At 45.7% G+C, this 12,737-nt stretch carries 14 protein-coding genes and 1 riboswitch; of the genes, 1 reads left to right on the top strand and 13 read right to left on the bottom strand.

Annotated elements, in window-relative coordinates:
• Positions 1 to 100: 100 nt before the first annotated feature.
• From glmU to MKY92_RS00145, 13 genes are all read right to left on the bottom strand, one after another.
• Complete coding sequence (gene glmU, locus MKY92_RS00205; protein ID WP_036606127.1) at positions 101 to 1,501, bottom strand: bifunctional UDP-N-acetylglucosamine diphosphorylase/glucosamine-1-phosphate N-acetyltransferase GlmU; 1,401 nt, start codon at positions 1,499 to 1,501, stop codon at positions 101 to 103.
• 68 nt (positions 1,502 to 1,569) lie between these two features.
• Positions 1,570 to 1,764: a hypothetical protein gene (locus tag MKY92_RS00200; protein WP_124118801.1), complete on the bottom strand. Its 195-nt coding sequence runs from the start codon at positions 1,762 to 1,764 to the stop codon at positions 1,570 to 1,572.
• 83 nt (positions 1,765 to 1,847) lie between these two features.
• Complete coding sequence (gene spoVG / locus MKY92_RS00195) at positions 1,848 to 2,132, bottom strand: septation regulator SpoVG (RefSeq protein WP_017691372.1); 285 nt, start codon at positions 2,130 to 2,132, stop codon at positions 1,848 to 1,850.
• A 188-nt stretch (positions 2,133 to 2,320) separates the two neighbouring features.
• A complete protein-coding gene (gene purR / locus MKY92_RS00190; RefSeq protein WP_076216765.1) occupies positions 2,321 to 3,148 on the bottom strand; it encodes a pur operon repressor in 828 nt (275 codons plus the stop codon).
• Positions 3,149 to 3,245: 97 nt separating this feature from the next.
• Positions 3,246 to 4,100 (bottom strand): 4-(cytidine 5'-diphospho)-2-C-methyl-D-erythritol kinase, encoded by an 855-nt coding sequence (ispE, locus tag MKY92_RS00185; protein WP_339298720.1) that lies wholly within the window; start codon positions 4,098 to 4,100, stop codon positions 3,246 to 3,248.
• A gap of 150 nt (positions 4,101 to 4,250) precedes the next feature.
• On the bottom strand, positions 4,251 to 4,427 hold the full coding sequence (locus MKY92_RS00180; protein WP_017691375.1) for a small, acid-soluble spore protein, alpha/beta type: 177 nt from the start codon (positions 4,425 to 4,427) through the stop codon (positions 4,251 to 4,253).
• A 249-nt stretch (positions 4,428 to 4,676) separates the two neighbouring features.
• Entirely contained in the window at positions 4,677 to 4,952 is a 276-nt protein-coding gene (locus tag MKY92_RS00175) for a Veg family protein (RefSeq protein WP_017691376.1), read from the bottom strand.
• 153 nt (positions 4,953 to 5,105) lie between these two features.
• Positions 5,106 to 6,002, bottom strand: coding sequence for a sporulation peptidase YabG (gene yabG / locus MKY92_RS00170; RefSeq protein WP_017691377.1), 897 nt, complete (start codon positions 6,000 to 6,002; stop codon positions 5,106 to 5,108).
• Positions 6,003 to 6,061: 59 nt separating this feature from the next.
• Complete coding sequence (gene rsmA / locus MKY92_RS00165) at positions 6,062 to 6,964, bottom strand: 16S rRNA (adenine(1518)-N(6)/adenine(1519)-N(6))-dimethyltransferase RsmA (RefSeq protein ID WP_272907837.1); 903 nt, start codon at positions 6,962 to 6,964, stop codon at positions 6,062 to 6,064.
• A gap of 4 nt (positions 6,965 to 6,968) precedes the next feature.
• Positions 6,969 to 7,514, bottom strand: a complete 546-nt coding sequence (gene rnmV, locus MKY92_RS00160; protein WP_339298719.1) for a ribonuclease M5 — start codon at positions 7,512 to 7,514, stop codon at positions 6,969 to 6,971.
• Between the two features lie 155 nt (positions 7,515 to 7,669).
• Entirely contained in the window at positions 7,670 to 8,854 is a 1,185-nt protein-coding gene (locus MKY92_RS00155) for a ubiquitin-like domain-containing protein (RefSeq protein ID WP_339298718.1), read from the bottom strand.
• A gap of 272 nt (positions 8,855 to 9,126) precedes the next feature.
• Positions 9,127 to 9,380, bottom strand: a riboswitch (cyclic di-AMP (ydaO/yuaA leader).
• A gap of 241 nt (positions 9,381 to 9,621) precedes the next feature.
• A complete protein-coding gene (locus MKY92_RS00150) occupies positions 9,622 to 10,392 on the bottom strand; it encodes a TatD family hydrolase (protein WP_339301629.1) in 771 nt (256 codons plus the stop codon).
• Positions 10,393 to 10,724: 332 nt separating this feature from the next.
• Positions 10,725 to 12,002 carry an HD domain-containing protein gene (locus MKY92_RS00145; protein ID WP_339298717.1) on the bottom strand — a complete coding sequence of 426 codons (1,278 nt, stop codon included), beginning with the start codon at positions 12,000 to 12,002 and terminating at the stop codon, positions 10,725 to 10,727.
• A 317-nt stretch (positions 12,003 to 12,319) separates the two neighbouring features.
• On the opposite strand from MKY92_RS00145, the gene MKY92_RS00140 reads away from it, so the two are divergent.
• On the top strand, positions 12,320 to 12,574 hold the full coding sequence (locus MKY92_RS00140) for an AbrB/MazE/SpoVT family DNA-binding domain-containing protein (RefSeq protein ID WP_017691383.1): 255 nt from the start codon (positions 12,320 to 12,322) through the stop codon (positions 12,572 to 12,574).
• Positions 12,575 to 12,737 lie beyond the last annotated feature (163 nt).

The raw sequence follows: 12,737 nt of genomic DNA, 5'->3' as shown, positions 1-12,737 counted from the left end.
AAATAAAAACCCTCCGTGCTGGTTCATTGGAATCAATAAGCGTCTGCGACATGTCGGCACCTCCCCGATCTTCGGGAGGCAATCTTGTTATCAAAACCCCTTATTGGGGTTTGGCATTTTGTTTCTTGGCTTTGGCACGTCCGCGAATCTTCTCCGCATAACCAGGTTTATTCTCCTGACGTGGACGAGCAATGGCCAGATCATTCTCGGGAACGGAATGGGTAACGGTGGAACCAGCAACCACATAAGCGCCTTTTCCTACCGTAATCGGTGCAATCAGATTGACGTTGCTGCCTACAAAAGCATCATCTTCAATCGTTGTCACAGCTTTATTATAACCATCATAATTGACAGTTATTGCCCCGCATCCAACATTTACGTTTTTCCCTACTTTGGCATCTCCAATGTAGCTGAGATGAGATACTTTGGAACCTTCATCAATTGTAGCATTTTTCACTTCAACAAAGTCACCAATTTTTACGTTGCGACCCAGTTTAGTCCCTGGACGCAAATTAGCAAATGGACCAACCGTTGCATCAGAACCAACCTCGGCATTGGATACTACCGAATGTTTAATCGTAACTCCGTCCTGAATAACGCTGTCTTCCACATCTGCCTGAGGACCAATATGACATGCTTCACCAATGGAAGTTGTGCCTTTGAGAATCGTCCCCGGATACAAAACTGTATCTGATCCAATCGTAACATCCGCTCCGATATATGTCGATGACGGATCAATGATCGTAACACCGTTCAACATATGACGTACGGCAAGACGTTCACGCATGAAGGCTTCGGCTTGCGAAAGTGCGAGTCGGTCATTAACCCCGATGGATTCTGCGATGTCATCCGACATGTAAGCTTCAACTACTTCTCCATCATTGCGGAAAATGCCAACTACGTCTGTGAGATAATACTCTCCCTGAGCGTTCTGGTTCGTCACTTTCTCCAGGGCAGCGAACAATTTTGCATTATCGAAACAGTATGTGCCCGTGTTAATCTCATTCACAGCATCTTCCTGCTCCGTGCAATCCTTCTGTTCCACAATCCGTTGTACAGATCCATCTTCTCCGCGAATAACGCGGCCGTAACCTTTGGGATTGTCCAACTGAGCCGTAAGAACTGTCGCTGCTGCTCCGCTACTCTCATGGAGCTTCATCAGACCTTCCAACGTCTCACTGGTCACAAGAGGTGTATCTCCACAGACCACAATTGTAGAGCCTGTTTCGCCGCCAAGCAAAGATTTAACCTGCTTCACTGCATGACCTGTACCCAGTTGTTCTGCCTGGAGTGCATACTCTGCTCTGGAACCCAAAAATGACTGCACCGCTTCGGCACCATGACCGACTACAACTACACTGCGTTCAACGCCTGCGCTGAGTGCTGCATCCAGCACATGTCCAACCATAGGTTTACCGCATACGGGATGCAGTACTTTGTACAATTTTGATTTCATTCGTTTCCCTTGCCCTGCGGCAAGAACGATTGCCATTCGTTTCAAAATTAACGACCTCCTGTTCTGAAAATCCCATTGAAATGCATTGCTGATCCATATCCAATGAGTATCGTTCAGCCGGCTTCAAGCCGGTCCTGTTCATCGCCTGCTGTCTCTGTAATCACACGTAACAACGCGGACACCAACGAATCGTGACCTATATGTATACGCCGTGTACCTGCGAGCTTAACCGAATCCCAATGATTCCTAAGATGCCGCCCTGCCACCAAGCGCACGATGCGCTTTTTGTTCTCTGCTAATAAACTCAATACTGAATATATCTTATTCCGGTCAAAAAGAAAAGAGAGCCATAAGACATGGCTCTCTTTTCCTTCGAACCCCAATAATGTTCTCAGGCACCTTCTTCAATGACTTCTTCCTCAGTTGCTGCACGATCGTATTCAGTCAAAACTGCTGCCTGAATCTTCTCACGCGTACCGGAAGAGATCGGGTGGGCGATATCACGGAACTCTCCATCAGGAGTACGTTTGCTCGGCATAGCAACAAACATTCCGTTGTTACCATCAATGACACGAATGTCATGAACGACGAATTCGTTATCGATGGTAATGGATGCGATAGCCTTCATTCTCCCCTCCGAGTTAACACGGCGGAGTCTGACATCCGTAATTTGCATGTGTGTGTTCACCACCTTTTTCCATCAGAACTTGGTGTATAATTCCACACAGCATATACGAACTCCTTCTTTTTATAACCACAAAAATTTCCTAATTTCAGGAATTTTTTTATTTAATACACAATTCGACAACGTTAGTGCCAGGTCGATGGAAAAGACCTTTTAACGACATAACATTCGTCATCTTTCTACAGGTCAAAATAGTTGCCCGGCTTGACGGAAATCTGTCTGCTCTTGGCATCAACCGCTGTCAGTTTCGCCAGAGATACGTAATCTGTTAGCAGACGTTCTTCTGAATCTACAGAACCAGATTCCACCAGTACCCCTACCCCGGCAACTGTAGCATTAAACTCGGCCAAAAGATCGATCATTCCTTGCACCGTACCCCCGGCCTTCATGAAGTCATCCACAATAAGTACTCTGGAATGCTCACGCATCGCCCTACGAGAGAGGGACATGGTATGCAGACTTTTATGGGACCCAGATACATAATTGATACTTACGGCCGATCCTTCTGTAGCCTGATGGTCCCTGCGAACGAGCACGACAGGCAGGTTGAGCTGGGCTCCGGTCGCATAAGCCAGTGGAATTCCTTTGGTTTCTACCGTCATAACCACATCAATATTCATGTTGCCAAAGGCCGTTGCAAAGATCTTGCCGGCTTCATTCATCAATGCGGGCTGTCCGAGCAGGTCAGACATGTACAGGTATTCTCCAGGCAAGATCCGATCAGGCTGCGCGAGCTGGGTCGAGAGTCGCTCTGCAAAAGCCAGTGCCAGCTCTCGGGACACCTTCGGAATCCATCTAACTCCCCCAGCTGCTCCAGCCAGTGTATTCAGTTCTCCTGACCCACCTTCTTCGAACACTTCCTTGATAATCGCCAAATCTTCACTAATCGAAGATTTCGCGGCTCCATAACGTTCGGCAAATGTGGTCAACGGAATAACCGTATGCGGTCTGGACAATAAGTATTGCGTCATTTCAACCAGCCTTGCGCTTCGTTTTAACTTCTTCACAGAGATCCATCCTCACGATCACGGAAACATCTAAATCCGAATAATTATTTAAGAATATACCACCTTTATACGTGTTTGTACATTATAAAAGCGAATTTTACGTCAACATACGCACAGCGTACACTTCTTTACAGAACCCACGCAGACCATTGTATATCCGGGCAACCTTGGATTCTTTGGAGACCAGCCCAAATACCGTTGGACCGCTACCGGACATTAACACGCCGTCTGCACCCAATCGAATCATGGCATCCTTCAGATGCTGAACTTCCGGATACAGCTTCAACGTTACATCTTCAAGTACATTGCCCATCTGGTTACAGACATCCGTAAATGATTGGTTGCGTATAGCCTGCTCCATTTTAGCCGCACTCGGATGACGTACAATCTTGTCACTGCGGAACCGTCCATACACGTCGGCTGTAGACACATTGATCGGAGGTTTGGCCAAAATTACCCAGCATTGCGGCGGATTAGGAATGGGAGTTAACTTCTCACCACGGCCTGTAGCCAGTGCAGTCCCTCCTGTGATACAAAATGGAACATCCGACCCGAGTTCAGCTCCAAGCTCCTGCAGTTCGTGATCCGGTATATTCAACCGCCACAGACGGTTCAATCCACGCAGCGCAGCTGCTGCATCACTGCTGCCCCCGGCAAGTCCGGCTGCAACTGGAATCTTTTTATCCAGATGAATATGGACGCCCGTACGCACGTTATAGCGCTCCTTAATGAGTCTGGCTGCCTGGAAAGCCAGATTCTTCTCGTCGAGCGGGATATACCCCGCCTGACTGGAGATGAAAATAGTATCTCGCGGCAGCTCCGACATTTCCAGCCGATCAGCCAGATCGACCATGGTCATGATCATTTCAACTTCATGGAAACCATCGCTTCTTTTATGTAAAACGTCCAGCATCAAATTAATTTTAGCAGGCGCTTTTTCGTAAATTTTCAAGGCGTTCACCCGTCCTCACCTTTTCCCTAAGACAACTTAACATATTATATCAAAATGGGGCTGTCAAGTCATTTCTATTCCGCATCTAAGGGGAAAAAGCGGGGTAGTTCCTGATGGATTTCCCCCGCTTTTCTGTCAGCTTGAACCTGATTAAGATTTGCGGGCAGCCTGCTCAGCGAGTTGAATGGCTCTTTTCACCATGTTTCCTGCATCCTTGGCTTTGATTCCACCCCAGCCTTCCTGTTGGACCGTATCGTAGAAGCCTAGGTCTTTCGCAAGCTCATTCTTCAGATCCTCTGACATGACACTTCTTCTTCTGCGACTCATGAAACCATCCTCCTCCAAAGTATCATTCATAATGTGATGAGTTCGTTCACGTTTTGGACATCTTGTCATCAGGCCAAATTCAGTTTCCTGCATTGCTTCAGAAACTGACTCTTTACCTGTCTATATAGTATGCCGCGACCGTTCCTTGCTCATTCCTGAGTATGTATGGGTTACGTTAGAGGGCGAATTGATTTTAAAAAAACAAAAAAGCGATCCGCCTTGTGGGGCGAATCGCCTGTAAATCGATACTTACGTCTCCATATAGGAGCTATGCGTCTGGCTGCCCGGGTCATAAACCATGACTTCCACCGACTCCGTAAGTATATCCGCATAACTATAAGAAACTCGCTTGAAGGTTTCTTGCTCCTCATCAAGCTTAACAATAAAAACAGAAGGGTACGTTTCTTCCAATACACCCGTACGCTCAATGGTCTTACGGCGGCCACCATTAGCCCGCAACATAATTTTCTGACCAATATGTGCATCGAGATTGCGTTTGATATCCAACAGCGTGTTTTTAGCCATTGTCGACGACCACCTCTTTTCTTGTCCATTATACCGGTTTTTACAGTCATTGTCAAATCAAAACTAATTATTATATCAGCATCAAAAAGTTGTTGTCAATGAATTTTTTTTCAAACAAAAAAAGCCCCAAATTGGGACTTTAAATGGCCTACATCAGACTGCCGAGGGGTTCACTTTTAACGTAGATAAATCATTCAGTCCAGGCAGACCTACTCGATAACTCCCCCGTGTCTCGACACCACCCACACCCTGGCTGCCACTGATGGTATTGTGCAGAACATCACTCATGTTGACCGTATCCCGCACAGAGGTAAAGGAGGCCTTGGCTGCCACATAGACCGGATCAAGTGCATGAATGAGAATTCTGCCTGGGGAACTGGCAAAGTTCGCTCCAGCGCGCAACAGTGCCTCAAAATGGGACTGACAGGCCCCTGCCACAATAGTGAGTGCGTCCAGATGGCGTTCATATTGTCTGGCCACCTGAATGGCCGACACAAAATTTTGCGAGTTCTTGTAGCTACCAAGACTATATAAGTCATAGGGCTGACGTGTCTTTAGGACCCCATCATGACCCGTAATGACTACGATATCCGGACGTACTTTGGGTAATAAACGGTATAGGGTATCTGCCATTGCCGATTCATGGACATATTGTCCCTCTGCGGGCACGCGAAGTTGCTCATAGAGATCCATACTTTTTTTCAAATAGTTCGGATCTCCATCCAGATGAAGCACCTTTCCAGGCATTTCAAAATAAGCCGGTTCCTGCTGAGCAGACCAATCCTGTACCAGACCTTCCCGATTCCGCTCAGCCTGTTCCATACGATTCTGCTGCAGACGGGACAGGGTCTGATGTGCTTTAATATGCGCCTGTCTAGTCTTGGCGCTTTGTGGTTCGTAAGGAACCTGTATCAAATCGTCCACCGGGGAATCGGCAATCAGCCGGAACTCAGTCCCTTTAATGACCGCAGCATCCAACTGGAGGCCTTCCACCCGAAAAGTCACATCGCCGCCGTATGACTTCCGAACGACCAAGTCTCCGATATTCATCAACGTAATCACCTCTACCCCATCGTATGGGCAAAGACCCGGTTTGGTTCATTCAAATTTTACAGCGCTGCACGTACCCCTGCTTCCCACATTACGGTGCTGAGTGTGGCATACTCTTGCAGACTCAACGTCTCTCCGCGTCGGGACGGTTGAATACCTGCCTGCTCCAGCAGAATGTCTGCCTGTTCCCGGTTCTCCTTTGTGAAGAAACGTGCCTTCAAGTTGTTTGAGATTGTTTTTCTCCGCTGGGCAAAAGAAGCCTGTACCACTTCGAAGTAGTGTGCTTCATCCGGAATCTCCACTGGTGGTTGCTCGCGCACTTTCAGCTTAATGACAGCCGATTCCACATTAGGTTGCGGAATGAAGACTGTAGGAGGCACAATACACACAAGCTCCGGCATACTGTAGTACTGAACTGCGATGCTCAGACTGCCGTAGTCTTTTGATCCTGGTGCAGCAGCCATGCGTTCAGCCACTTCTTTTTGGATCATGACAACAATGCTGTCTACCGGCAGCTTCTCTTCCAACAGTTTCATCATGATTGGAGTCGTTACATAATAAGGCAGGTTAGCCACGACACTGACTTTGTCCACGGATGCAAAATCCGTATTAAACAATTCAGCCAGATCAAGCTTCAACACATCCCCATGATGAACACGTACATTCGAATAAGGCTGCATCACTTCTCCCAGGATTGGGATCAAGCGCTGATCAATCTCTACGGCTGTGACAGGACCGGCTACCCGAGCCAGTCGCTCCGTAAGGGCTCCAATACCCGGTCCGATCTCTAACGCGCCCTTGGACTCGTCCAAATCGGCTGCATTAACAATTTTGTTCAGTATATTTTGATCAATCAAAAAGTTCTGACCCAGACTTTTCTTAAATGAGAATCCGTGTCTTTGAATAATCTCTTTGGTTCGCTTGGGCGTTGCAATTTCTATCGTCTCTTCCATGTCCTTCATATGCTCACAATCCTTCACCTTCAATTTGCGCTAATGCTGTAGAGAACTCTTCCCGTGTAATCTGAAATACACTGAGACGTTTGTGGAACTGCTTACCGTTACAATAACCGATGCCCAGCAGATTGCCCATCTCCATGCGACGTGCAGCAGCCTGCGGATGCACGATAAGTCCTGCCGCGATCAGGTCCTCCCAATCGATCAGGCTCGGAGCACCTTCGTATGAAGTATGTACGCGCGCCAGAGCATGACGGATCGCCTCAGGTGAGGCATTCTCCACCCCAATGTCCCCTTTACGCGTTGCATCGGCTTCCGGAATGAAGGCATGTTTGCAGCCAGGCACCTTATTCGCAATAATTTTACGAATGCGTTCGCCAGCATGATCCGGATCTGTCAGTACAATGACTCCCCGTCTCTCCTGAGCAAGCGCAATCCGCTTCAGAATGCGTTGGTTGATTGCTGATCCACCTGTTTCTATTGTATCGGCTTCAACGGCCCGACGGATAGCTACCGTATCGTCACGGCCTTCCACCACAATGACTTCTTTTATCATGTTCCATTTCTTCCTTTCTAACGCAAAAAGAAGAGGAATATCCTCTTCTCTGCCAAACGGCGGGGGAGACTGAATTCAGACTCCTCCGCCGCATATTCCGCATGAATCATTCATGCAACTATTTTATAGCATTCCCATTTCAAAGTAAAACGATTTTAGTTCGCTTCCGGCTTCACCGGACCGATCACGTAGACCGTCTTGCCTTTCTTACGTCCAAAATTCAGGGCATGCTTCACACTGTCATAATACACATCAATTTTGTTGCCTTTAATGGCACCGCCTGTATCTTCCGCACGACGGAATCCCAGACCTTCGATATATACCCACCAGCCAATTGGAATGACTTTGGGATCAACCGCAATGGTGCGTCCTTCCGTTACACGAGTACCGGAAGCTGTTTTAGTTCCAATGCCAGGCTCTTCGGAAGAGTAGGCAGTCATGGATACATTTTTAAGTACTTTGGAGTATTTAAAAGAAGTCCCGGATACGGTAATTACTTTGCTGCCCAAGGCAGATGTTTTCTTCGAGTTCGTTGTTGTAGCCTTTTTGGTTGTTGAAGTTTGAGCCGATACGGTCTGAATCTCTGGTTCTTTCACGACCGGTTTTGCTTTGGTGCCGACAGCAATCACTTTATCTACACGATTATTCGCGACAGATTTGCCGACCATTTTTTTGGAGACCAATTCTCCATCCTGAAATACCTTTTCGATGTGCTGTACAAGTGTGCCTTCTTTGCCGTTTACAACGACACGGTTATCCCCTTTGTACAAGCTAGGGTCAGCCGTTTTAATAACTTTGTAAGCGATCGGTTGCTCTACATCCACTGTACGCTTTGTTACGCGCACTACACGGATCTTCATCTCTGCTTTGATCGCAGTTCCAAGCGCCGGATACACTTTATCATTACTTTCAACTTGAATACCTGATTTTTGAATTGCATCTTCTACCGATGAATCGGTTGTATACAGAGTCTTGGTGTCTCCGTCTGCCGTAATGTTAACTGGAACGGCCCGCTCAATAACGATTCGGTCTCCATCTGTAATCGCCCCATTCATGGACATGGATACCTTATCGTGAGGGCTGACTGTGATCGACTGCTCCTCCAGCATTTCCTGAAGCATTCCTGTACGAGTCTCTACCACCTGAGCTTTGCCATCAATAACCAGCGAAATTTGTTTCCCGGCCTGACCGTAAACGACTAACAAGATCATGATTGTAAGCGCAATTGAGAAAATCGCGATCAATGCCATTTGACGCATGTTCTCATGCTTCCACCGCAACGCGAAAGACTTACTGGATGATCGTGACTCATGGGTCTCTTCTGGTTGGAATGTGCCCACTTCTCCGTCCTCCTTCATAGCCTCGCCGTCTAAAGTAATGCATGATGTCTTTGACGTGACTATACCAAATTTTCTACAGAACACAGATTGGACCAACATAATCCGGTTCTGCACCATGAATCAATCTTCGCAACATGATGTCATCCTCCTGAATACCTACCGTATGATGACAATATTTCTTTTATTCAAAAACAAAAAAGCCAAAGAAAGAGTGTAAGAGGAACTCTTTCGTGGCTTCCGAATGATTTGAATATCGGAAATTCATGCACGAGGTTGCCTCTCTTTTTCCGCTTGCGAGGTTAGCTGTCGGGTTCGGGCGAAAGAGAGCCGCCCTATCTTGGGTCACCCGCTCATGGCGGACGCCCTTGAATTCACCCCGAGACCCAAAGAAGAAATCAAATACGGCTTCGCAGTTCCCTTCGCTGCTTTTGGGTCAGCGAACGTTGCGCATCGGCCAAATACACCGATGTTTAAGCCCTATTGGTTCCCCCGCTCTCCGTTAACGGAGACTCAGCGAGACTGATTCATGAAAGTAATGTTGTTTCATCGGAAAGTGTCCCTTTGTTCATCCCCCGAACATCTGTCCAATTTTCCGCACAACAATTCACTGAAAAGATGATATCCTGTTTTGATGCATGTTGTAAAGCGTTGATCAAGTACGTTTTTCTGAATATTTGGTTAAAATATTGTAATATTCTTGATTTATTTGGATCAAAGGGCAAATTAACTCCGCTTACCTGCCTTTTTCACCTCATTTACTCGTTTTTTTAACGAATTCCAAATCGTTCCATGGCATTTTTGGTTGTTATTGCAGCAATTTCCTCCACCGAAATGCCTTTAATTTCCGCAGCTGCCTCTGCAACGAGACGTACATGCGCTGTCTCATTTCGCTTCCCACGATATGGATGAGGTGTCAAATATGGAGCATCTGTTTCAATGAAAAACCGGTCCATAGGAACCTTCTCCAGCACCTCTTTGGGCTGCTTTGCATTTTTGAATGTGATTGGTCCTCCGAAGGAGAGATGGAAGCCCATATCGAGACAACTTTTCGCTGTTTCCCAGCTGCCTGAGAAGGAGTGCATCACACCACCAACCTCACCCGCTTTCTCTTCACGCAAAATTCTTATGATATCTTCATGCGCATCCCGATTATGGATGACAATCGGCATCTTCACTTCACGCGCCAAAGCAATTTGTTGTCGTAATACGCGATGCTGTATTTCCTTTGGTGAAGTGTCCCAGTGATAATCCAACCCAATCTCACCGATCGCAACCACTTTTTCATGCTTGCATAAAGATGCAATCCACTCCAAATCGCCCTCCTGCATTGTGATCGCATCTACGGGATGCCACCCTACAGCTGCATATATAAAATCATATGTTTCAGCGAGTTTCATTGTGGTTGGAATCGTCTCCCGGTTAAAGCCAATGTTGATCATGCGACCAACTCCTGCATCCACAGCACGCTGAATCATTTCCTCGCGGTCCTCGTCGAATTGTGGTGCATCCAGATGTGTATGTGTGTCGAACAGCATCATGTCTGTATCTCCCTTCATGTCGAAATAACGACTATCTTCTTTTGAAAATTCAATTTGTAAATTCCAATAATTTAATGACTCGTACATAAAACATTTTGGGTAATCTGTGTATTACATCATCACGTTTGTTTCTTCACAACTACAATATATAGAAGATATACAGATATTCTGATCTATATATTGCTAATTGCAATCATTCTGCCTGCTTGCATTTACAAAATTATGTCGATCTACATATACTCCCCATTAAAGCAGATTACTGTATCATGAAAAATAGCTCTTTTGGAAAGTGTTTTGATATCAAAATTCTTCATCGGATTATACCCACACGATTACAAGAAATAGGGGCGTATATGTGACGGTAATTCGTGAATAATCGCATCCACCTTGTTTTGCGGGTAATACAAATGATGTTTCCCTCGGTGAAGCCCACTGATGGAACGGACAATGTCAGATACTTCTGACAACTCACGTAAATTGTCCTGTCGATCCAGAAGAAGAATCTGCTTATCTGTGGATTCATCCGGACGAAACACATCATACGGATTATCCGAAGGAAAATCAATTTCAAGATCATATTCGGGATCGAGGCCAGCCTGTACAAAAGCTTCCCGAATCTCTTCCATCATTGTCAAGTCGACCTGTTCAAGCTCTACATACTTATATAACTTGCGATCCATAAAACGTTCGCATAACTCACTCAGAACAGTATCGTCCTCCTTGCGCCACTGCGTAAATGCCGTCTGAATTAATGCTTCATCCAACTGCAAATATTCATCTACGGATAATTCCCCTTCAAATAGTTGAGGGAGTGGATCAATCATGAAGCGGAATTGAAAATCATGTTGTATGAGTGTTTTCGCTCGCTTGAATATTTGCCGCAATATAATTTCAGAACTACGAGTTACCGGATGGAAGTAAATCTGCCAATACATCTGATACCGAGACATTAGGTAATCCTCCACAGCATGCATGCCTGACTCCTTGACTACAATCCGCCCATGATAAGGACGCAGCATCCGAAGGATACGATCAAGGTCAATCGTGCCGTAATTTACACCTGTAAAATAAGCATCCCTGAGCAAATAATCCATTCGGTCTGCATCAAGCGGACTGGTCACCAAGTTCACAACAATCGGCTTTTCATACGTTTTTTGAATGACAGACGCTACTTTCTCAGGAAAATCAGGAGCATACCGTCTTAAGATCGCCCCTACTTCGGTATCACCTGTAATAATGCGACAAGTCCAATCTTCGTGATTCATGTCAAAAGCTTCCTCGATGGAGTGAGAGAATGGCCCATGCCCGAGATCATGAAGTAGAGCTGCACACAGAGCTACAATTTTTTCTTCCTTCGGCCAATCCGAATAATGACTTCTTTCAAATTGAGAGATGATCTTGCGTGTGATCTCATAAACACCTAGCGAATGTGAGAACCGACTATGCTCTGCTCCGTGAAAGGTAAGGTAAGAAGTACCTAGCTGACGAATCCGGCGTAAACGCTGAAATTCCGGGGTGTTAATTAACTGCCATATAACCGGATCTTGCACGTGGATATAATTATGTACCGGATCTTTGAATACTTTCTCTTCCGTTAAACGTTGTTCCATGTCGACTCACTCCTTTAATTTCTTTTATATTAACGCTTTGAGCTCTACGATTCACCTAGGATTCGACACGACATGACGAACTTTGTCGAATGGAGTAGTTTTGTCGTTTTCCAAATCGACAAAGCTGACATTGAGGTTTAAATGCGAAAAACAGCTTCCAATCCCTTACCATCCGTAACCTTGTGAAAAACAGCCTTAATTTTAAGCTAATTTTAAGGTTGACTGATTTGGGAATCGTTGGTATGATGAGTATCATAAAACATAAAATAATGTCGAATAATGACAATGATAGTTAGCTGAGAGGAGCACTGATTATAATGATGAAATCAACAGGTATTGTAAGAAAAGTGGACGAACTGGGACGGGTAGTTATTCCAATTGAATTGCGCCGTACGCTCGGTATTGGTGAAAAAGATGCTCTGGAAATCTACGTTGACGGCGAGCGCATCATGTTGAAAAAATACGAGCCTGCTTGTATCTTCTGTGGTAATGCAGAGAACGTTACTTACTTCAAAGGTAAAATTGTTTGTAACGAATGTATTTCCGAAATCCCTGCACCTGTAGCAAAATAAAAAATTACAGGTATACTGGACTTATCTAAATTGTTATTTCTAACCTTTTTAATATTCCTTAATGACCTTCCCGGTGTGAACCCCACCGCGGAAGGTATTTTTTTGCCTTGTTATGGGTTCCATTACCCAAAATAATTCTGTCAAACGTGAACCGGAAGAGAAC

It is taken from the genome of Paenibacillus sp. FSL R5-0623, from assembly GCF_037974265.1.
GTDB lineage: Bacteria > Bacillota > Bacilli > Paenibacillales > Paenibacillaceae > Paenibacillus.
The sequence above is the reverse complement of the archived record's forward strand: the minus strand, read 5'-3'. Positions and strand labels throughout refer to the sequence as shown.

Excerpts from the sequence above, each read along its gene's own strand:
- MKY92_RS00175 (WP_017691376.1), bottom strand. The coding sequence starts at position 4,952 with ATGGCTAAAAACACGCTGTTGGATATCAAACGCAATCTCGATGCACAT.
- MKY92_RS00145 (WP_339298717.1), bottom strand. The coding sequence starts at position 12,002 with ATGGAACAACGTTTAACGGAAGAGAAAGTATTCAAAGATCCGGTACAT.
- MKY92_RS00180 (WP_017691375.1), bottom strand. The coding sequence starts at position 4,427 with ATGAGTCGCAGAAGAAGAAGTGTCATGTCAGAGGATCTGAAGAATGAG.
- MKY92_RS00150 (WP_339301629.1), bottom strand. The coding sequence starts at position 10,392 with ATGATGCTGTTCGACACACATACACATCTGGATGCACCACAATTCGAC.
- rsmA (WP_272907837.1), bottom strand. The coding sequence starts at position 6,964 with ATGAAGGACATGGAAGAGACGATAGAAATTGCAACGCCCAAGCGAACC.
- MKY92_RS00140 (WP_017691383.1), top strand. The coding sequence starts at position 12,320 with ATGATGAAATCAACAGGTATTGTAAGAAAAGTGGACGAACTGGGACGG.
- spoVG (WP_017691372.1), bottom strand. The coding sequence starts at position 2,132 with ATGCAAATTACGGATGTCAGACTCCGCCGTGTTAACTCGGAGGGGAGA.
- yabG (WP_017691377.1), bottom strand. The coding sequence starts at position 6,002 with ATGAATATCGGAGACTTGGTCGTTCGGAAGTCATACGGCGGCGATGTG.
- rnmV (WP_339298719.1), bottom strand. The coding sequence starts at position 7,514 with ATGATAAAAGAAGTCATTGTGGTGGAAGGCCGTGACGATACGGTAGCT.